This is a genomic window from Acinetobacter sp. YH16032, assembly GCF_013417345.1.
Classification (GTDB): domain Bacteria; phylum Pseudomonadota; class Gammaproteobacteria; order Pseudomonadales; family Moraxellaceae; genus Acinetobacter.
The window spans coordinates 1-21,357 of record NZ_VPEE01000002.1; the positions used below are offsets into that span (position 1 = coordinate 1).

The 21,357-nt window shown below is 36.7% G+C and carries 16 protein-coding genes; 8 read left to right on the forward strand and 8 right to left on the reverse strand.

The window, feature by feature from the left end; translation table 11 throughout:
• Positions 1 to 410: 410 nt before the first annotated feature.
• Positions 411 to 1,328, reverse strand: coding sequence for a hypothetical protein (locus FTV32_RS03040; protein ID WP_180027887.1), 918 nt, complete (start codon positions 1,326 to 1,328; stop codon positions 411 to 413).
• Between the two features lie 260 nt (positions 1,329 to 1,588).
• On the opposite strand from FTV32_RS03040, the gene FTV32_RS03045 reads away from it, so the two are divergent.
• On the forward strand, positions 1,589 to 1,825 hold the full coding sequence (locus tag FTV32_RS03045) for a VF530 family DNA-binding protein (protein WP_035268632.1): 237 nt from the start codon (positions 1,589 to 1,591) through the stop codon (positions 1,823 to 1,825).
• A 207-nt stretch (positions 1,826 to 2,032) separates the two neighbouring features.
• Positions 2,033 to 2,731 carry a DUF1826 domain-containing protein gene (locus tag FTV32_RS03050; protein WP_180027888.1) on the forward strand — a complete coding sequence of 233 codons (699 nt, stop codon included), beginning with the start codon at positions 2,033 to 2,035 and terminating at the stop codon, positions 2,729 to 2,731.
• A 17-nt stretch (positions 2,732 to 2,748) separates the two neighbouring features.
• Here FTV32_RS03050 and zigA read toward each other — a convergent pair whose 3' ends face one another.
• Positions 2,749 to 3,969: a zinc metallochaperone GTPase ZigA gene (gene zigA / locus FTV32_RS03055; RefSeq protein WP_180027889.1), complete on the reverse strand. Its 1,221-nt coding sequence runs from the start codon at positions 3,967 to 3,969 to the stop codon at positions 2,749 to 2,751.
• Positions 3,970 to 4,215: 246 nt separating this feature from the next.
• Between zigA and FTV32_RS03060 the strand changes: the two genes are divergently transcribed.
• The gene (locus tag FTV32_RS03060; RefSeq protein WP_180027890.1) at positions 4,216 to 5,361 is read left to right on the forward strand and encodes a DUF3472 domain-containing protein; all 1,146 of its coding nucleotides are present in this window, start codon (positions 4,216 to 4,218) and stop codon (positions 5,359 to 5,361) included.
• Positions 5,362 to 6,214: 853 nt separating this feature from the next.
• Here the strand turns inward: FTV32_RS03060 and FTV32_RS03065 are convergent.
• Genes FTV32_RS03065 through betI form a run of 4 tightly spaced genes read right to left on the reverse strand, consistent with a single transcriptional unit; the run spans position 6,215 to position 10,777 of the window.
• Positions 6,215 to 6,994 (reverse strand): hypothetical protein, encoded by a 780-nt coding sequence (locus tag FTV32_RS03065; protein ID WP_180027898.1) that lies wholly within the window; start codon positions 6,992 to 6,994, stop codon positions 6,215 to 6,217.
• A gap of 14 nt (positions 6,995 to 7,008) precedes the next feature.
• Positions 7,009 to 8,676 (reverse strand): choline dehydrogenase, encoded by a 1,668-nt coding sequence (gene betA / locus FTV32_RS03070; RefSeq protein ID WP_180027891.1) that lies wholly within the window; start codon positions 8,674 to 8,676, stop codon positions 7,009 to 7,011.
• A 10-nt stretch (positions 8,677 to 8,686) separates the two neighbouring features.
• Positions 8,687 to 10,162, reverse strand: coding sequence for a betaine-aldehyde dehydrogenase (gene betB / locus FTV32_RS03075; protein ID WP_180027892.1), 1,476 nt, complete (start codon positions 10,160 to 10,162; stop codon positions 8,687 to 8,689).
• A gap of 33 nt (positions 10,163 to 10,195) precedes the next feature.
• On the reverse strand, positions 10,196 to 10,777 hold the full coding sequence (gene betI / locus FTV32_RS03080; RefSeq protein ID WP_035268653.1) for a transcriptional regulator BetI: 582 nt from the start codon (positions 10,775 to 10,777) through the stop codon (positions 10,196 to 10,198).
• Between the two features lie 248 nt (positions 10,778 to 11,025).
• On the opposite strand from betI, the gene FTV32_RS03085 reads away from it, so the two are divergent.
• The gene (locus FTV32_RS03085) at positions 11,026 to 13,062 is read left to right on the forward strand and encodes a choline transporter (RefSeq protein WP_180027893.1); all 2,037 of its coding nucleotides are present in this window, start codon (positions 11,026 to 11,028) and stop codon (positions 13,060 to 13,062) included.
• 34 nt (positions 13,063 to 13,096) lie between these two features.
• Positions 13,097 to 13,705 carry a MarC family protein gene (locus FTV32_RS03090; RefSeq protein ID WP_035268656.1) on the forward strand — a complete coding sequence of 203 codons (609 nt, stop codon included), beginning with the start codon at positions 13,097 to 13,099 and terminating at the stop codon, positions 13,703 to 13,705.
• Positions 13,706 to 13,774: 69 nt separating this feature from the next.
• Here FTV32_RS03090 and FTV32_RS03095 read toward each other — a convergent pair whose 3' ends face one another.
• The gene (locus tag FTV32_RS03095) at positions 13,775 to 14,389 is read right to left on the reverse strand and encodes an OmpW family protein (RefSeq protein WP_180027894.1); all 615 of its coding nucleotides are present in this window, start codon (positions 14,387 to 14,389) and stop codon (positions 13,775 to 13,777) included.
• 309 nt (positions 14,390 to 14,698) lie between these two features.
• Between FTV32_RS03095 and FTV32_RS03100 the strand changes: the two genes are divergently transcribed.
• The 3 genes from FTV32_RS03100 to FTV32_RS03110 are packed head-to-tail and all read left to right on the forward strand — an operon-like array spanning position 14,699 to position 17,815.
• Positions 14,699 to 17,164: a heavy metal translocating P-type ATPase gene (locus FTV32_RS03100; protein ID WP_373683281.1), complete on the forward strand. Its 2,466-nt coding sequence runs from the start codon at positions 14,699 to 14,701 to the stop codon at positions 17,162 to 17,164.
• A gap of 23 nt (positions 17,165 to 17,187) precedes the next feature.
• Entirely contained in the window at positions 17,188 to 17,583 is a 396-nt protein-coding gene (gene cueR / locus FTV32_RS03105; protein ID WP_180027896.1) for a Cu(I)-responsive transcriptional regulator, read from the forward strand.
• Positions 17,584 to 17,617: 34 nt separating this feature from the next.
• On the forward strand, positions 17,618 to 17,815 hold the full coding sequence (locus FTV32_RS03110) for a heavy-metal-associated domain-containing protein (protein ID WP_035268662.1): 198 nt from the start codon (positions 17,618 to 17,620) through the stop codon (positions 17,813 to 17,815).
• 77 nt (positions 17,816 to 17,892) lie between these two features.
• On the opposite strand, the gene FTV32_RS03115 is transcribed toward FTV32_RS03110, so the two are convergent.
• Positions 17,893 to 21,357, reverse strand: a 3,465-nt coding sequence (locus FTV32_RS03115) for a BapA/Bap/LapF family large adhesin (RefSeq protein WP_180027897.1), incomplete at its 5' end; no start/stop codon positions are given.

A 21,357-nucleotide genomic window follows, 5' to 3' on the forward strand; every position in this document is an offset into this window, starting at 1 on the left:
ACCAGAAGAAGCATTAAAGATTCTTGAACAAGAGAAAAAAACGGATCAGAAGCCATCAAAATTTTTTTATTTATCATCATTTGTGGTTGGTATTCTTTTATATTTAATAATACGCAATTTCGCATAATGTATATTATGTTAAATAGAATATCTGGAACAACAACCCTTAACATTGGTTTATATAATTTGTGATGGCTAAGAATTCAGTATCAAGGAATCTTAGATAAAACTCGTCATTGAGAAAAAAATTTTGATGAAAGAAGAAGATGTAATACATGCTCTGATCAAATATTACTTGAAGAATCTAAAACCCAAAGAAGCTGTAAAATTAGGAGGATTAACAGCCCTTTTATTCTTAAATTTAAAACTAGAGTCCACCATTAGATAACGTGGACTCTTTTTTTACCAGCTTAATCAATTAAGATAGAATTATATTTTTCAGGTAAAAGTCCATATTCACCCCATTTTAAGTACTCGACACAGAGACCGATACCATTACCTGTGATTTTGCCCCAAAAAAGAACAATTCGTCCTTCTGAATTATCACCAATTCCGTGTCTACGCTGGGCTAAATTAGTATCTTTTAAATAGAAATCAGGAATTTCAGGAATTTCAGGATTAGAAACTAATCTAGTCATCCGTATATTATGATCTTCACCTTTTCCACCAACATAAGAGTTGCGAATGATTCCATAATATAGTTTAGGTTCCTCATCTTCCTCTGTGACATCTTCTACACTATGCAACAATTCATTCAATTGAACAGCTACATTAGAGTTTGGTAAATAAAAATATTTATAGAAGTTTTCATGGAACTTTTTACAAATACCAGCAACAGTTGATATTTTTGAAGGCAAATCAAAAGCTTCACCATTGTGTCTGGAAATTGGAATAGTTGTAAGTGGACCATCCTCATCCTCAATAGCTGTCACATCATATTCGCCTGCTTGTTCATCATCCATTACTGGAGGATCAGTTTTGAAGCTACTAATAATAGCTAGTTCTTTGTTTTCAATTGCTTGTTTTGCTTCTTCCTCATTTTCGTACAATTTACCTTCTGCTTTAGGTGTTCTTAATTTACATTCAACTTTGCTATATGAAGGTAAATGTGAAAATGAAGCTTTTCGCCCATTTGAAAAATAATCACCACTTAAGGGTTTTCTAGATAAAGGTGTAAAACATATTGGGCAGAAAATACTCCCTTTCATGGAGGAATCAAATTCTGTAGCAACAATTTTTACAGCATTTTGTAGAAGATCCTCCTTGCTACCATCTTCAAATGTCCAGCCACTTAAATACAATGCAATTTTAATTTTATTATCAGCCATTTTTTCTCTTCACGTCATTCTGAAGTCACACAACTTCAATTTATGTTAAATAGGATATCTTTAACAGCACACCAATACTACCCATCGTCTTGTTACATCGCTTAAAACAACTAATGATTAGAATTCAAATTAGGAAAAAAAATTTAAACCAAAACACAATCTGTCATTTTTGATGGACCATTGAGTATATACAGCAACGTTCTCAATTTTTGTCTAGCTCAGGTTATAATGCTCATCTTACATAATTCAGTTGATCTACTATGAACACTTCCAATGACCCTTTACATGGCAAAAAACTTGCTGACATTTTAGATGAGTTATTGGATTACTACGGAGGCTTTGAAGGATTAAGTCGTAAAATTGAAATTCGTTGTTTTTGCATCGACCCAAGTGTTAAATCATCTTTACGATTCCTACGGACTACACCATGGGCACGTGAAAAAGTAGAAAGCTTATATTTGTATGTTCTCCGTCAAAAAGCTAAACAGAAATTGTAGCCAACAAAAAAACTCACGCTATGTTTAATCTTTTAGACCCAATCGTAGAATAGCCTTAATGAGTATCTATCGTTTTGTTGACAGCGTGTAGTTATGGGTGGAAGCCCCACTCTCCTACTACATAGGACAACGATCAATCATCTAAATCCAGTCTTATCAAGTCTAGAGCTAAAAGCTATAATATGTTTTTAAAAAGTTTTAGATCATATGCTTGAACTCATTCACTCATATCCTCAAGCCAAATTGGTGAATACTTTCCAAGCATTAGCGAATGAAGTTTTTGAAGACCCTGTCAATGCTTTATGTTGGTATAGGCATTTAGATTACAATTTCAAAGAAATCGTTGAAAAACTTACACTCATAGAAGATATTACTGAAATTACCATCGCTCAATTAGAGCAACTCAAACTTTCAGACTCTGCAAGCAAAGCGAGAGACATTATCCTTAATGATATAATGTTGCTCACCGAATTGGGTGCATCGCCGTCTTTAAACTTAATCAAAGAATATCAGCGTGATGAAGAATTGGATTTTATCAGCACTGATGTATATTCTTTTCATGTAGATCGATCGCCATTAGCAACGGATACATATCTGTGTACCTATTACGGGGCGGCTAGCGATATTATTTCCAATGATCAGGTTGAACAAAAAATTCTAATCCCAGAAATCCGTCAAAAAATTAAATCATTGTTTGATGGCGAAGACCATGAGTTTGACGATTTTCTTGAAGAGACCTATATGGATCTTCACTATCAACCTAAAAATGGTGCAACACCTTTAAATTTAGGAATTGGTCATCTCTGGCGTTTGGCTGTAGATCATCCTGATCAGAAAGCACTTCCTTGTGTTCACCGTGCTCCAAAAGAAAATGCAGGAGAACTCAGATTACTCTTAATTTGTTAAGGAATTCCTTACTCAATTTAGGCGAGTAATTCTTTTTCAGCTTCAAATGGATTAAAGAAATTACACCAAACGATTGGTCCTAAACTCATCTCCGAATCAGTAAGTAAACATTGATCAAAATTTTGGATTAATTGCTCTTTATCCATCTCTTGACCAATTAAAACAATTTCCTGTCTGGCATCACCCGTTTCTGGATGCCAACTCGATTCAATTTCCTGAATAGATTGCGTATCTTGTGGCCATTCCTCTTGTGGTACCGAAGCCCACCAATATCCTGCTTGACCATGCCGAGCCATACCTCCAGCTTGAGACCAAGACATAGCCATTGTTGGTTCCGCAGCAAGCCAAAAAAATCCTTTTGAGCGTATAACACCTTTCCATTCTGAATGAATAAAATTGTAAAAACGTTGTGGGTGAAAGGGTCTTCTTGCTCTGTATACGAAACTTTCGATTCCATATTCTTCAGTTTCAGGCTTATGCTCTCCTCTTAATTCTTTTAACCAACCAGGTGCTTGTGAGGCTTCATCAAAATTAAAAAGCTCTGTGTTGAGTATTTTATCGAGTTCAACCTGACCAAATGTAGATGACTCAATTTTTGCTCTAGGGTTAAGCTTTTTGAGAATCGCATAAAGCTGGGACTTCTGATGCTCATCGATTAAATCAGTTTTGTTTAGAATAATAACATCACAAAATTCGATTTGATCTATCAGTAAATCCACAACAGTACGTTGGTCAAATTCTCCAAGTGATTCGCCACGATCATGAAGAAGATCATATGAACGATAATCACGTAAAAAATTGAATGCATCGACTACGGTCACCATGGTATCTAAACGAGCGTACTCATTTAGAGATACGCCGTCTTCATCTTCAAACGTAAATGTTTCGGCTACAGGTAGAGGCTCTGATATTCCGGTAGATTCAATGACGAGTTGATCAAATTTTTTCTCTTCCGCTAATCGTCTTACTTCTACTAATAAATCTTCTCTCAAAGTACAGCAAATACATCCATTACTCATTTCAACGAGTTTTTCTTCCGTTCGTGATAATTCCGCCCCACCTTCTCTGACTAAAGCAGCATCAATATTGACTTCTGACATATCGTTCACAATTACTGCGACACGTTTTCCTTCTCTATTATTTAAAATATGATTTAAAAGTGTGGTTTTTCCTGCACCAAGAAATCCAGATAGCACAGTGACAGGTAATTTATACGGTTGTGAAGAATCAATATTCATGGTGAGTTACTCGTTTTCATGTTCAACCACATCATTTGATCGCTTATTGCAATCAATGAATGATCTTGATTTTTGATGTAACTAAATCATAATTGTTATGTTATAACATTTCAACATGTTTAATGTTTAGTTAAACTTTAATAAAATTTATTTATAGTGATTCTAAATTGTATTCATCACTGTAGAATCATAAGTAAAACTAAAGAATCTATGTCTTAATTTTTATAATCATATGAGCATATAACAATGAATTTAATCAATCTTATTATTCGTACCACTTTAAGTACTTCTCTGTTACTTGGAGTTTCGAATACGTATGCCGTGGTTGCAGGCGGAATGGTTTCTACTGACTACCATTGGAACAATATTCCTGCTAATGGCTTTGCAACACTTGAAAATCAAATCATCATTACCCATGAGCCAGGAAATGATGGTAATACATTTTGGGCCAATCAATTTTCATTAAAAAATGGAAATATCGGTTATGTTGGATTACAGCAACGAAGCAATGATCAGAAGTATTTAAATTTCTCAATCTGGAAAACGACATCTTGGAAATCAGGATACCCTGCGTATTGCAGACAATTTGATCATGAAGGTGATGGCGTTCAATGTGACTTACCTTATGAATGGAAAGAAGGCACGAAATATAATTTTAAGATTGTGAAAAATAATGACAGTACAGTTTCAGCTTTTGTTAAAGACATGAGTACTGGTAAACAACTTGAAATTGCAAAAATCAATGTGCCTCAGACCTGGGGTGGTTTTGATAGTTTAGCTACATTTACCGAAAATTTCAGACAGCACCAACAACCCAACGGTATTTATGGCTATAACAGTTGTAATGATGTTCATACATCTGTTTCTGCCACCTATTCTGCAATAGCAAACTCTTCAATTAAGTCTAAATCACAAACGACTAAAACTTATGGAAATTGTGTACAAGTGGCATCAGCGCATTGCACGGATGATTCTACTTGCATTTCTACTGTGAATAATGGCAATTACACCCAGCAAAAACCTTTCACTTTGAAAAATGGTGCACGTGGTTTTTGTGCAGATAGCTTGAATGGTGGTCAACAAATGGGATTGTATTCATGCGATCCCAACAACGGCAATCAACGTCTGAGTACGGATCACACACATCGTTTATACTTAACTCATCGGGATGCTTGTTTGATGGGCGATGTTAAAGATAATTTTGTTAAAGTTGCGCCGTGCAATAATGATAGTAGTCAACGATGGCTGTATAGCCGCCATACAAGCCAATATATCAACTTAAAAACAAGTCTATGCCTTGATGCCGCTGATGGTGCAAATAGTATGGCACGCTTACAAATGATTGGATGTCAAAGCAATAATTCATATCAAACGTGGAAAATTACACGTTAACTTATTAAATTCAGAGCTTTAGCATTTAAAGCTCTGAATTTTAATGCTGAAATTTTAATTTTTTTGCTTTCTTTGAGTGACTCGTACTAATTTTAGTACAATTTGATATCTAAATTAGAGATTTTACTTATAGATAAGCCAGCTCACTCAGGTTAAAAGCATTCTTAATACTGGCTCAGAAAACGAAATAAGTTCAATGATTTTAGGGAGATATTTGTCTAAGGTAAATTGTAATATTGATGACAGCAATAAAATAAAAATAATTAAAACTATTCTTCATAAATCTTTGCTATTTTTCCGATAGCGCCGTTAAGGATGAGAAAAAAATTCTTCAAAATATTAAAACTTAATAAATGAGATTAGATTTTTTGTTTATCGCTGAAGATGACAATCAAAAGCCCTTTTTATCTTGGATAGAATAAAACTCTAATCTTATGGTTAAAATGAACATTCATAGTTCTATTTTTTCAATCCATTGTCCTTCATGAATTATAAATTATAGGATATCTAGTTGATTTATGAATTTGGCTGAAATCAGTTAATACTTCAGCATAGTCATCTATGTAACATCAAAAAATCTTAGTGAACTTTTTTCACAAGAACTATTTCTAAATAAATTCTTGTGAAAAAATTGCGTAAAATTTTACTCTCCTCGTCATATTCATGACCTATTTTTGGTCAATGCTTTACTTCTATCACTCATTAAATAAACACTAAGTTGATAAATTTTTTACTAATAATGTTTGATATGTCGATATTTTATTTATTGATGAGTCTAATTTAAAAATTACACTTTTGCTTAGGCTATTTTAGTATTCAAAATTTAAGCCTAAGCATTTAAGATTTTCTTAAATTAGAAACTATAGGTGAAAGCCACTACACCTAAATTTTTCTGATTTTCGTTATAGCGGTTCTTACCACCAAAAATATATTGTCCACTCAATCCGAGTTCTGGTGTCAAGGCATAATCTAGCCCGATAGATGAGAAGCGATAAGCAAATTCTCGTTTTGTATCACCGAGCTCTAGACCTTCATATTTCCCATTATCATTAAAATAGCTCGTTGCAGCACTTGCTGTAGCAGATAATTTATCATTGAGTTGATGGGTATATATTACGTTTAGATAAGTATCCCCTTGGTTTGCATACACAACATCATATGTATATGCAGATAAACTGGTTGATAAAGAGTTTTTATCATTGAATTGGTGTGTGGCAGTTACCCCCATTTCATTGGAAGTTGTATTTGACGCGTTCGGATAGAAATAAGTGGCATTCCAAATATTCCAATTTGTCCTACCAGTATCAAAACTGTAGCCGACAATAAAGTCGTGCTCCAATTTATCAGTTTTACGGCGCTTATCACCTTGAAGTTCAGCATAAGAGTAGCCTAGTGTAGAACCCCAATACCCGACATAGAAGTTGTTATAACTGAGGTTTAGACCTGTTTGAATTGCGAGGTCATCATTTTCTGGTGCATTTGTTAAACCACGTGAAATGTATTTGGAGGTTAATGTGACATATCCATCAAATTGAATTGGTGAATTTGTTTCTTGATTCGTAGAATTTGCATAACTGGGTAAAATAATAAAGCTAGCAGTGCTCAACAGCACTGCTTGAGTCGTTTTAATCATCATAAAATTTATAATTAAGAAAATGAGGGTGAAGTTTCTGCACGATAAAATGGTGCATCTGAAGGGGTTAAAGCAGGTCGATTACGAATGTGATCTGCAATCTTCTCGGCCATCATGATCGTCGTTGCATTGAGATTACCAGTAATAATCAGCGGCATGATAGAAGCATCGACCACTCGCAACCCATCTATTTCATGGACACGACCGTAACCATCTACAACAGCTAAATCATCTTCACCCATTTTACAGCTACACGAAGGATGATACGCTGTTTCTGCATGATTTTTTACAAATTCATCAATTTGCTGATCTGTTTTTAATGCTGAACCTGGACTAATTTCTCTACCTCGATACTGATCTAATGCAGGCTGATGCATAATTTCTCGTGTAATTCTCACTGCATCGCGGAATTCGCGCCAATCTTGTTCAGTGCTCATGTAGTTAAATAAAATGCTCGGATGATCAAAAGGATTTTTCGAGGTTAAGCGAATTCTTCCTCTTGACGGCGATCGCATAGATCCAACATGTGCTTGAAAACCATGTTCATTGATTGCATTGGTACCATTGTAGTTAATTGCAATTGGTAAAAAGTGATACTGGAGATTCGGCCACTCAAACTCATCACTAGAGCGAATGAATCCACCTGCTTCAAACTGATTGCTTGCACCAATTCCTTTACCCAAAAACAGCCATTCAGCGCCAATTTTAGGTTGGTTATACCATTTTAATGCAGGGTAAAGACTGACGGGCTTCTTACATTGGTATTGAAGATACATTTCTAAATGATCTTGCAGATTTTCACCCACTCCCGGTAAATCTTGCACAACCTTTACATCCAGTGACTCTAATAATGACTTAGCTCCTACCCCAGAGCGCTGTAAAATTTGAGGCGATGCAATAGCACCTGCGCACAGCAATACTTCTCGCTCAGCATAGACCTTGTGTAAATTAGTTACATCTTGACCAAGAATGTATTCAACACCGATAGCTTGTTTTTTTTCAAATAAGATTCGATTGGTTGTGGCATGCGTAATAATCGTTAAATTCTGACGACCTTTAGCCATATCTAAATAGCCACGAGCGGTACTGGAACGTCTGCCTTGAGGTGTCACCGTACGATCCATTGGACCAAAGCCTTCTTGTTGGTATCCATTTAAATCATCCGTACGTGGATATCCAGCTTGCACACCCGCTTCAACCATTGCATGAAATAACTCATTATTGTCTGACTTTGGCGTAGCAACACTTACTGGGCCTTGATCACCGTGATATTCATTTGCACCAATATCTCTAGACTCTGCTTTTTTATAGTAAGGTAAACATTCAGCATAGCGCCAATGACTGAGTCCTTTCATTTGAGACCATTGCTCTAAATCCATGGCATTCCCACGGATATAACACATACCGTTAATTAATGATGAACCACCTAAACCTTTACCACGTCCACATTCCATACGGCGGTTATTCATATGTGGTTCTGGATCGGTCAAATATGCCCAATTATAACGTCGACCTTGTAAAGGATAAGCCAAAGCAGCAGGCATTTGAGTTCTAAAATCTAAACGGTAGTCAGGGCCACCCGCTTCAAGGAGCAGAACTTTAATATCTGGATCTTCGGTGAGTCTCGCTGCAAGTACATTCCCAGCAGAACCTGCACCTATGATAATGTAATCATATGTCATAGTGTTCTCCTTAGGCTTTAAATACAGATTGAAATGGACTTAATTCCACTTGTACCGATTTGATTTGCGTGTAGTGTTGTAAAGTCGTTAAACCATTCTCTCTTCCTACACCAGAATGCTTATAGCCACCGACTGGCATTTCAGCTGGTGATTCACCCCACGTATTGATCCAACATATACCTGCTTCAATTTGGTGGATGATTCGATGTGCTTTGACAATATCAGGGGTAACCACGCCAGCAGCCAATCCATAAGAAGTATTATTAGCGCGACGAATCACTTCTTGTTCTGATGTATATGTCAAAATACTCATCACAGGACCGAAGATTTCCTCTTGAACAATGGTCATCTCATCTCGACAATCACTGAAGATTGTAGGCAGTACAAAAGCACCATTTTTTAAATGATCATCTGTTGCTCTAGAACCACCACACACTAAACGTGCTCCCTCGCTTTTAGCATAATCGATGAATGCCAAAATTTTATTCATATGCGCAAAGCTAGATACTGGTCCAAAATTTGTTTCTGGATCTAGCGGATTACCTAAGCGGATATAAGGAATACGTTCTAATAGCTTTTCTTCAAATTTTGGCTGTAATGATTCTGGAATAAATACTCGTGTCCCATTCGTACAAACCTGTCCAGAACTATAGAAATTTGCCATCATTGCAATATCTGCAGCTAAGTCTAAATCAGCATCTTCACAAATAATTAATGGTGACTTCCCACCCAACTCCATCGTGACTTCTTTAAGACTCGATTCAGCAGCTTGAGCCATCACTTTTTTTCCAGTGCTCACACCACCAGTAAATGAAATTTTCGCAATATCTACATGCTGGCTTAAATAGGCACCAATATCACCGCCCCCTGTTACAACATTGAATACCCCATCTGGCACTCCAGCTTCGGTATAAATTTCTGCCAATTTAAAGGCTGTTAATGGAGTAATCTCGCTGGCTTTGAAAATCATTGCATTCCCCGCCGCCAAAGCAGGTGCTGACTTCCATAAGGCAATTTGAATTGGATAATTCCATGCTCCTATACCAGCTACAATTCCCAAAGGTTCACGGCGTGTATAGACAAATGAATCTGTTCTTAAAGGAATCTGTTGACCCTCGAGTACAGGTAAAATTCCAGCGTAGTATTCGAGTACATCAGCCCCTGTCACAATATCTACAGTCGATGTTTCACTATATGCTTTACCACTATCTAAGGACTCAATGGTGGCAAGTTCATCATTTCTTTCACGTAAAATAGCTACAGCTTTATTTAAAATTCTTGAACGCTGCATATAAGTCATTTCAGCCCAAACTTTCTGTCCTTGTTTGGCAGATAGAATGGCTTGATCCACATCCTGTTGAGAACATGCTTGAATGGTCGCGAGAACTTGCCCCGTGGCTGGATTAATCGAATCAAAAGTTTGACCTGATTGAGCATCGACGAATTGTCCATGAATATAAGGACGTTGTAATGGGAATTTATTCATACGATTAGCCTCAGATATAGTAAATATTAAAAATTATTGTGTAAGTTGCTGCTGGATAAAGGCATGGCAAAGACGGATAGAAAGATCAGTATCAATCTCACTTCTTGTTAATGCGCCCCTTAACCAGAACCCATCAATTAATGCAGCCAACCCTTGAGCTGCTTGCTCAGCTTTTAGGGGGCTTAAACGTTTTAAAAACTCATGTTTTAAATTTGAATGTAGCCGACAGTGATTCACTTGCTGTAATCGGTGTAGATCGGGTTGATGCAAACTAATAGCCCAAAACGCGAGCCATACTTTCATCGCGGCTTGATTGGTCTGAGGAGTTGCAAAATTCGCTTTAACAATCGCCATTAAACGATCTTCTGGAGAATGTCCAACCTCTGATTTTAGATCCCTTACACTTTCTCCAAGTTGCTGTAGTAAATAGCGCATGGTTGCCTCAATCAATCCATTCTTGCCACCAAAATAATGACTAATAATACCCGTGGAGACACCTGCTCTTTGCGCAATCTGTTGAATGGATGCATCAGCAAAACCGAGCTCATTTACAGTGGAGAGAGTAGCATCAATCAATTGTTGACGACGAATGGGTTGCATACCAACTTTTGGCATAAGATGACCTAAACCTACAGGAGATTATAATCAGCGTTTATCAATAAGAACGCTGTAACATTAGTAAACGTTTTTTTAATTGAACGTTCAATCAATAAAAATTATAGTGCTATTACTTCCATGATGTACAGCTCAGTTTGTTTTGTATTTGCAAAAGTTTGTAATTGTGGATCAAGCAAGCTTCTATCAGGATATAAATCGAACTGCGCTGTAGATCATTTCATTACTCATTGAATGGTCACTGATTTATGCATAACAAAAATGATCAAACGCAGGATAGTTTGAATAAGGTCGTGTTCTATGTATCAGCATCATTGATACTTTTGTTTTCGATCACCACAATTTTGTTTAATGAAGCTGCTAATAACGTCATTACACAAACCCTCGATTGGGTAAGCAGAACCTTTAGTTGGTATTACCTGTTGGCTGCGACACTCTATTTTGTCTTTATTGTATTTATCGCATGCTCTCGATACGGCGAAATTAAATTAGGACCTAAACACTCTAAGCCTGAATTTAGTTTATTGAGTTGGTCTGCAATGCTCTTTTCTGCGGGTATTGGTATTGATCTCATGTTCTTTTCCGTGGCTGAACCTTTATCGCATTACATGAACCCACCTGTAGGTGAAGGACAAACCTTTGAAGCAGCACGTCAGTCCATGGTATGGACCTTGTTTCATTATGGTTTAACTGGTTGGAGCATGTATGCATTGGTTGGTGTAGCCTTAGGTTACTTCAGCTATCGTTATAACCTTCCCCTTACGATCCGTTCAGCTCTCTACCCTATTTTTGGAAAAAAAATTAACGGTCCTATAGGTCACACTGTAGATACAGCTGCCGTCTTAGGTACGATTTTTGGTATCGCGACTACCTGTGGTATTGGTGTCGTACAACTCAATTATGGTCTTCATGTTCTCTTCGATCTACCTGAAAATTTGTGGATTCAAGCTGGTCTAATCGGGATCGCGGTGGTTATTACTGTCATCTCAGTAACGGCAGGTGTGAATAAAGGGATTCGAGTTCTTTCTGAAATCAATATCTATGTCTCGATTGGGTTACTCCTCTTTATTCTTTTGATTGGTAATACAGAATTCTTACTCGCAGGCTTAATCCAAAATTTAGGTGATTACCTCAGTCAATTCCCAAAATTGAGTTTAATGAGTTTTCCATTCGAACAACCTAAAGAATGGATGAACAGTTGGACGCTTTTCTTTTGGGCTTGGTGGATTGCATGGTCGCCATTTGTTGGTCTATTTTTAGCACGAATTTCTCGTGGTCGTACCATTCGTGAATTTGTATTTGGTACGTTGATTATTCCGCTACTATTTACACTGACTTGGTTATCCATATTTGGAAATAGCGCACTTCACAATGTAATTTTTGATGGTAATGCACAACTTGCAACAACCGTTTTAGAAAATCCAGCGCATGGTTTCTATGACCTACTTGCACAATATCCTGGTTTTACCTTCTTAGCAGGTATAGCAACAATTACAGGATTATTATTTTACGTCACTTCTGCAGACTCAGGCGCTCTTGTTTTGGGTAATTTCACGACAAAATTCACCAATATCGAGCATGACTCTCCAAGAAGGCTCAGCGTATTTTGGGCTATAGCCATTGGTTTACTCACCTTGGCGATGCTGATGGCAAATGGTATTACTGCCTTACAGAACACAACCATCATCATGGGTCTGCCTTTTAGCTTTGTCATATTCTTTGTGATGGCGGGTTTATACAAATCCTTGAGATTGGAAGATTTCAGACAAGCCAGTACTAGCTTAAATGCCGCGCCAGTCGTGGGCAATGTGGATATTCTCAATTGGAAAAAGCGACTCAGTCGCGTAATGCTTCATCCAAGCCATGAACAAACATTAAAAATGTTAGATGATGTGTGTAAACCTGCAATGGATGCCGTGGCACAGGAACTTTTATCCAAAGGTGTCAAAGTCGATGTGAATACTAAGCCTCTTGAAGATAATGCTGAGCTTTATCATTTGGACCTAATTATTCACTTGAATGAAGAAGAAAATTTCGTATATGAGATTTGGCCCGTTCGTTATGACACCCCTAACTTTAGTACCCGTGCTAAACGAACAAAGCGTTATTACTATCGTTTAGAAAGTTACTTGTTTGAAGGTTCACAAGGTAATGATTTGGTCGGTTACAACAAAGAACAAGTGATTAACGACATTTTGGACAAATATGAACGTCATATGATGTACCTTCATATTAACCGAATCAGTCCAGGTAAACGTCCACAATTTCCTGATCGTGACATTTAGTTAGTAGTAGCTCATCTAAACAAGGAAAATGACTATGTCAGAAAGTCTAAACGCCTTTGCTCTATTTTTTTCGTTGCTTAATCCCTTTTTAATGAGCATTTATATGCTTGGGATTATTCGAAATTCAGATGCAAAAGTTTTTAATATGGCCCTGATCCAAGGTAGTTTGATTAGCTTTGTGGTTTTTGTCATTTTTGCTAAAACAGGTGAAGCTTTTTTTAATGATGTACTTCATGCACGATTTGAATCTTTCCAAATTTTTGGTGGAATCATTTTCTTGGTGATCGGTTATCGTTATGTATTTGAAGGTGCTGATACGATTGGGGTCATGCGTGGAGCACCAAACCATTTGGCTGGTACGATCGCCATGCCTTTTATGATCGGTCCAGGAACAATCTCTGCATCTGTAATCACTGGCATTCAATTAAGTTTATGGCAGACGATCACAGTCATCTTTATGACCTTATTCTTAACCTGTAGTCTTTTGATATTAATGAAATATTTGCATGATAATTTACAGCATAAATATTCTAATTATATCGACTTATATGTAGATATCGTGGGTCGTGTTGCTGCATTGCTTATCGGTACGATTGCCATTGATATGATCGTGACTGGTGTGACTGGGATCATCAATGGCTAATTGAAGGTTGTTGTTGATATTTATAAAAAAGGAGTCTTATCATTGACTCCTTTTTTTAATCCCTAATATTTAGAATCTATATCCGATATTTAAACTATACACCGTTGGATCTACGTCCACACTTCCTACCTTTTCTCCATTTACTTTTACATCAGTTTTGATATCCGCATATCGGATATCAGCACCAACACTCCATTGAGGGTTAAATTGGTAATCTACGCCTATTTGACCAGCCCAACCAAAAGAATCTGAGAGATCGAACTTATCACCACTATATAATCGGTCATTAAAAAAATAGGTGTAATTTAAGCCCAGACCCACATAAGGTTGTAACTTTTCATTGGGTAAGAAGTGATATTGCAGACTGAAAATTGGAGGTAAATGTTTTGTTTTTGCGACTTCATTACCAGCAACATTAATTTTATGCTCTGGTGGCAAACCGACTAATACATCAAATGCAATATTTGGTGTATAAAAATAAGAGATCGTGCCAGTGACTCCCCAAGCATCATCTATTGTGACGGGTGCTGTTCGATTAAAAATACTACCTGGAGAAGATGTGGGATCAATATTGCTAATCGCACCTCTTACCTTCCATTTATAATCTGCGCTGTGCGCATTAGAACTTAATGCCACGGTACTCAATAAAATCGCGAATAAACCAAAACTTAATTTATCATTCATATCATTACCCATTTTTTATAAATATCTGAAATTTTGAAGATTGTTAATCAATTAAATTGAATGCTTTAGATCATATCGATAATTATTTTTGTTGGTTATTTTTTATTCTGATTTGTTTTGATGATTTTTTATTTAAGAAAATTTATTCAATTTAAATGGATTTTTGGAATATTGTTTTTAATTTAAGTGAGGAAAGAACATACGCCTAATTTGGATTCCAATCAGTAATGATGAAACAAGAAACAAATCTTATTGACCTTACCACAATGGGAAGGTTTAGAATGATCATGACCTTATTTCAATCAGCATATGGAGTTAAGTATGTCATCTACTTCAACTAAATCTATTCAAATCAAAATTGAAGGAATGACCTGTGCTGCTTGTGTAAGCCGAGTTGAAAACTCATTAAAAAAAGTCGAAGGTATTCAAGATGCCAGCGTAAACCTCGCCACTGAAATAGCACAAATTGAGTTAACAACAGATGTACAAGATCAACAAATCATTCAAGCCGTAAATAAAACAGGTTTTAACACTAAAAAATGGGCAACAATAAAATTAAAAATTTTAGGCATGACTTGTGCTGCATGTGTGAGCCGAGTTGAACGTTCTTTACTAAAAATACCAGGTGTATTAGCAGCACAAGTAAGTTTGGCAACTGAGATAGCAAGCATTGATCTACTTTATCAAGTTCCTGTTGATCAAGTTATTGAGCGTATTGAAAGATCAGGGTTTGAATCTGTACTTGAACAGCAAACGATCACAGCACTTCCAAATCGCGAACTTGAATCAAAAAAAATTCTCAAGCATTTTATTATCGCACTTGTACTCAGTTTACCTATATTTATCATTGAAATGGGGTCGCACCTCTTGCCTTCATTTCATCATTTTATAGGTACTTACATCAGTCAAAATCAGAGTTGGTTATTCCAATTTATTCTTGCGACTTTAGTTATTTTTATACCTGGACGGCATTTTTTCACACAAGGTATCAAGTCACTGATAAATTTACATCCTGACATGAATTCTTTGGTGAGTTTAGGATCAGGAGCTGCCTATTTATATTCTATTGTTGCTACGTTCTTTCCAAGTTTATTGCCACAACAGTCAGTACATGTCTATTACGAACCTGCAACACTCATTATTACATTTATTTTGTTAGGCAAATATCTAGAAGCACGAGCTAAAGGTCGAACTTCTGCAGCAATTCAACATCTGATTGGCTTACAACCTAAAACAGCGCGAGTTAGAGTATCTGACCTCCAGACTGAAGATATCTCGATTGATAAAATTACAATCGGTATGCAGGTTGAAGTTCGGCCTGGTGAAAAAATTCCTGTAGATGGCGTGGTTATTTCAGGTGAGGGTTTTGTGGATGAATCAATGATCAGTGGTGAATCTTTTCCAATCCACAAATTGATGGGTTCAGAAGTCGTTGGTGGAACCCTCAATCAAAATGGATTTCTTGTCATTGAAACCAAACATTCTTCTGAAAGTAGCATTTTATCTTCAATTATTCAGTTGGTTGAAAATGCTCAGACACAAAAGCTCCCCATACAATCTTTAGTCGATAAAGTCACCTTATGGTTTGTTCCAGTTATCCTCTTGATTTCGATGATTACTTTCATCGCGTGGCTAGTGATTGGACCTGAACCTAATCTCAGCTATGCGTTGATTAATGCCGTTTCTGTTTTGATTATTGCATGCCCTTGTGCGATGGGACTTGCAACCCCGATGTCGATAATGGTTGCGACGGGACGTGCTGCTGAACACGGAATTTTATTTAAAAATGCGACTTCACTTCAAAAACTTCGAGAAATTTCAACATTTGCATTTGATAAAACTGGAACATTAACAATAGGGCAACCTGCGATTAGTCATATCGAGATTTTCGCACCATTTACACATCAACAGGTTCTACAAACTGTTGCATCCGTTGAATATCATTCCGAGCACCCAATTGCTAAAGCGATTGTTCAATATGCATCCGATCATCATGTAAAGATGATCGAAATTTCAGAATTTAAGAGTATTTCAGGATTCGGCATTCAAGCACAATTGGATGATCAGGATATTAAAATTGGATCTGTAGAATTTATTACTCGAGAAAACGCTAAGATCTCTCATGCACTCTCCCACTATCAAAGATTACTAGATGAAGCTCAAACACCCATCGCGGTCTCGATCGATGGTGAGCTTGCATCAATTATTTTAATCACGGATCAATTAAGACCTGAAACCTACGAGGTTATGACTCAACTTAAAAAGAACGACAAGCACATTGCTTTGATTACTGGCGATCATCAAAATGCAGCGCAATATGTGGCGAATCAACTTAATATCAATGCAGTTTATGCACAGGTCAAACCACATCAAAAGTTAAACATTGTTGAGACCCTTCAAACCCGATATGGAAATGTTGCTTTTGTTGGTGATGGGATTAATGATGCTCCAGCACTTGCGCAAGCTCAAGTCGGTATTGCGATAGGTTCAGGTACAGATGTCGCCATTGAAACGGCTGACCTTATTTTAATGTCATCAAATTTGAATAACTTATCTAAAGCCATCAAATTAAGCGAAATGACCATTAGAAATATTCATCAAAATCTGTTCTGGGCTTTTCTATACAATATTTGTCTGATTCCGATTGCTGCAGGCGTACTTTATCCCTTGACTGGTATCCTGCTCTCACCTGTTTTAGCCGCAATCGCAATGGCACTTTCTTCGATATTTGTATTAGCGAATGCTTTAAGACTCAAAACATTGAAATTAAATTAGCAGCTTATAATAAAGGAAAGATTATGAATATTGGCGAATTAGCACGACGTTCAGGCTTAACTGCTAAAATGATTCGATATTACGAGAAAATCGATCTCATTTCTGTTCCGACCAGAAGCACTAGCGGTTATCGTGTTTACACAGAGCAAGACCTTTCGACTTTAAGTTTTATTAAACATGCTAAAGATCTTGGTTTTTCGATCGATCAAATCAAAAGTTTAGTTGAGCTTTGGAAAAATCCTGACAGAAAAAGTGCTGATGTGAAAAAAATTACAGATCAACATATCCATTTTTTGACAGAACAAATTCATTCGATGCAATCAATGATTTTAAAATTAAAGGCTGCGAGTCAGATGTGCTCTAATGATTCGACTTCAAACTGCAGTATTCTGAATCAAATTGAACATATTCAATCGTGACAGTGATAGATGTTAACTAACGCAAGAGGTTATTATGAAATTATTTATTGAAAATATTAGTTGTTCGGGTTGTGCTAAAGGTGTCACTGCATCTGTATTGTCACTTGATCCTAATGCAAGCGTCAATGTAGATGTTGCCAACAAAATTGCAGATATTCGTACAACATATAGCTTTGAAAAAATCGCTGAAGTTTTGACTGAAGATGGTTTCCCTCCTGAATTAAAAGATTAAATTGCCATAAAAAAGGCGAAACATTATTTCGCCTTTTTTGATAAAACGCATACCGTAGTATGCGTATTTTTAAAGAATTAATAAATGATTTGACCGTTTTGAAGTAACTGCTCCAACGTCAGATCTGCATTTTGAGGACCAATATTCAACAATTGAGTAGCTTCAAATTGTGTACCTTCACCATCGCGATCGATTGAAATTACAGAATCTTTAACAGTGATATATTTACTTAAGATATCCGCAACTTGATCAGTCGAATCTGTTGAGAATGTAGTTGAAGTATTAGCATCAACAAATAGTTGAGATACATCAATTACATCGACACCTGCTTCGAAATCTGACCACGTATCAAAACCATTTCCACCCGTTGCATCGGCTTCATCAAGTAAGTTGAAGATTAATTTATCCGCGATATCACTTCCAGTGAATGCGTCATTAAATTTCGAACTTGTAAATGATTTGTTTACATCAAAGCTTAAAGTAGCTGTTGAAGTCGTTCCACCAACTGTCGAAACAGTATAGCTAAATTCTTCTTTACCAAATCCTTTTCCTGATGGTGTATACGTATAGCTACCATCATTATTGAAAACAAGAGTACCAAATTTACCTTCGACAGTTACACTAGGATTACCACTATAAGTCGACGTCGTTAATCCATTAATAGTATAAGAACTAATAGAATTTAAACCGTCATCATTATTAGAAACGTTTCCAATAACTGGTTCTAAAGCAACTGGAGTAAATTCATTCAAGTACGTTGTATTAAATGTAATTGTAGAGTCTTTGAAATAAGCAAGGCCAGGATTAACAAGACTAGCTTGTACAGTATATACGCCAGCCGGAAGATCATTTAACTGTAATACTTTTCCAGTAACAGCATTTAACTCACCAGTCTTAACTACAGTGCCAGCTGCATTTTTCACTGTGTAACTAATACTGCGTGATGAAGTTAAAGATAGAGTACTTTCAAAAGAAATTGCAACTGTACTGACTGAGTTTTCAGCTATTGCAAATTTAGCATCGATAGTACGTTGAGCCAGACCAATATCTAAAATTGTATCATTTACAATAGTTTCTGATTTATTTTGCATTACAATTTCAGATTCTTCAAAATCATCTTGAGCAACAGCTAAATCAATTTTAATCGTTAAGGTTTCGAGTGAACTATTTCCATTCTGATCTTTAATGACATAAGTAAATGTCTCGATTTCACCATATGGTAAGCTTGTTCCTTCACTAGGTTTATTTACGAAGTATTGGTAAGTTCCATCCTTATTGAGAATTAATTTACCATAGACACCTTGAAGTTCTGATTCTTCAACAAGCTGAGTATTACCAGCAATAATGATTTCTGACCCATTAGCTAATTCAATCTGACCTGAAGTTTGACCGACAAAATCATTGTCTGTTTTAACAGTCGAATAATCATAAAGTGTGTCTTTATTAACATATAGACCAGATCCACCAAGTACATTAAGTCCTGTTGGAACAGTCACTGCATAATAGTCACCCTCTGTAAATTTAAGTGTAACTTCCTTAGATTTACCACCTAAAATTACTGTGTACCAGTTATTTATGCTGTGAACTTGGACATATTCATTGGTATCAGCATTGAATTTATAAATAAATAAAGAGTATGAAGTTAAACTTACACCGCCGCCATCGCCTTGGAAAGTCATTTCACGAACATTATTTTCATTCACTGTGAAATTCATGAACGAAGATAAATCAACTGCACCAGCTTTAATAACTGGATCTAACAAACTTACATCTAGAACTTTGACATTTGTTAATTTAGGCACTTCACCAGTGATATCTTTAATTTCAGGAAGTGGATTGATGATAACAGTGTCGTTGATTTCTGATTGTTTTACCTCAACAACTTTATTATCAATCGATATATTAAGCTTTGCAGAAGCTGTATTACCTAGTTCTGTTTTAACGTAATAGGTAAACTCATCTACTTGCCCGAATGGACCTTTAAAGTCTTCATTAATCTCGTAACGATAGCTTCCGTCTTGATTAATAAATAACGTACCAAATTTACCTTCGATCGCGGTTTCAGAATTACTATTCAACGTAATTGCTGCATTAGAACCAGCCATAACTGACTCTACAATCGTACCAGTTGGCAGTACATCCTGACCATCAACAGCATCTGCATCTGTGATTACATTACCAGTTGCTTCGCCATCGACTGACACAACTTCATTATAATCCAGAATAATGTCATTCAATACCTTCAATGTATAACCACTTAATACTGTTACCCCAACAGAAGGTGTTAAGAATACAATATATTTACCTTCAGGAAGGCTCACGTTCAATTCTTCAGAAACACCAGCCAGTAAATAAGCTTTCAACCATTGTTTCTCAGTCATGTACTCTTTGTATTGACCAGTTTCTTCATCAAATTGATAAATTTTAAGATCGTACATCGAGACGATCGAAACACCACCTGATTGTGATTTCAATGTTAAGTTGCGAACTGTCCCATCAGCAACATCAACTGTTAATGAATTTTGAAGAACTTCTGTTAAAACATTAGCTTCGAGCACTGCACCCAAGCCAACACTTGCTACCGCAAATGCAGTTTTATCTTCAAGTTGTTGTTCTGCTGAAGGTAATTTAGTAGTCGGGTTAATCACTTCAGGAATGAAATTAACTGAGTTATCCGCTGGAAGTACTATTTCTTGAAGATCATCGACAATACCATTGTTATCTAAATCGTTCACTGCCGGTACTGCTGTATCCAGAGCATCTAAACGAGCATCTAGATCATCTTTAGCTGCTGATGCAGGTAATGCATCAACCAAGCCTTGTGCTGTACCTTTCAACGCATTCAATTCTTCTTTGATCGCTTGTAATTCAGCTTGAGTTGTTGGGCTGATTACACCATTTTCAGCAGCAATTGCCTCTACCAATTCATCATGCTTAGCTTCTGCAGTTTGAACCGCTTGTGTTGCTGCTGCAATCGCGGCATCAACATCATCAGCAATACCATTGCTATCTGTATCGTTCACTGCTGGTACAACTGTATCTAGAGCATCTAAACGAGCATCTAGATCATCTTTAGCTGCTGATGCAGGTAATGCATCAACCAAGCCTTGTGCTGTACCTTTCAACGCATCTAATTGATCTTTGATCGCTTGTAATTGAGCTTGCGTTGCTGGACTGATTACACCATTTTTAGCAGCAATTGCCTCTACCAATTCATCATGCTTAGCTTCTGCAGTTTGAACCGCTTGTGTTGCTGCTGCAATCGCAGCTTCCGCAGCATCAATAATACCATCATCATTTAAATCATTAACTACTGGCACAGCTGTATCTAAAGCATCTAAACGAGCATCTAGATCATCTTTAGCTGCTGATTCAGGTAATGCATCTACCAAGCCTTGTGCTGTACCTTTCAATGCATCTAATTGATCTTTGATCGCTTGTAATTGAGCTTGCGTTGCTGGACTGATTACACCATTTTTAGCAGCAATTGCCTCTACCAATTCATCATGCTTAGCTTCTGCAGTTTGAACCGCTTGTGTTGC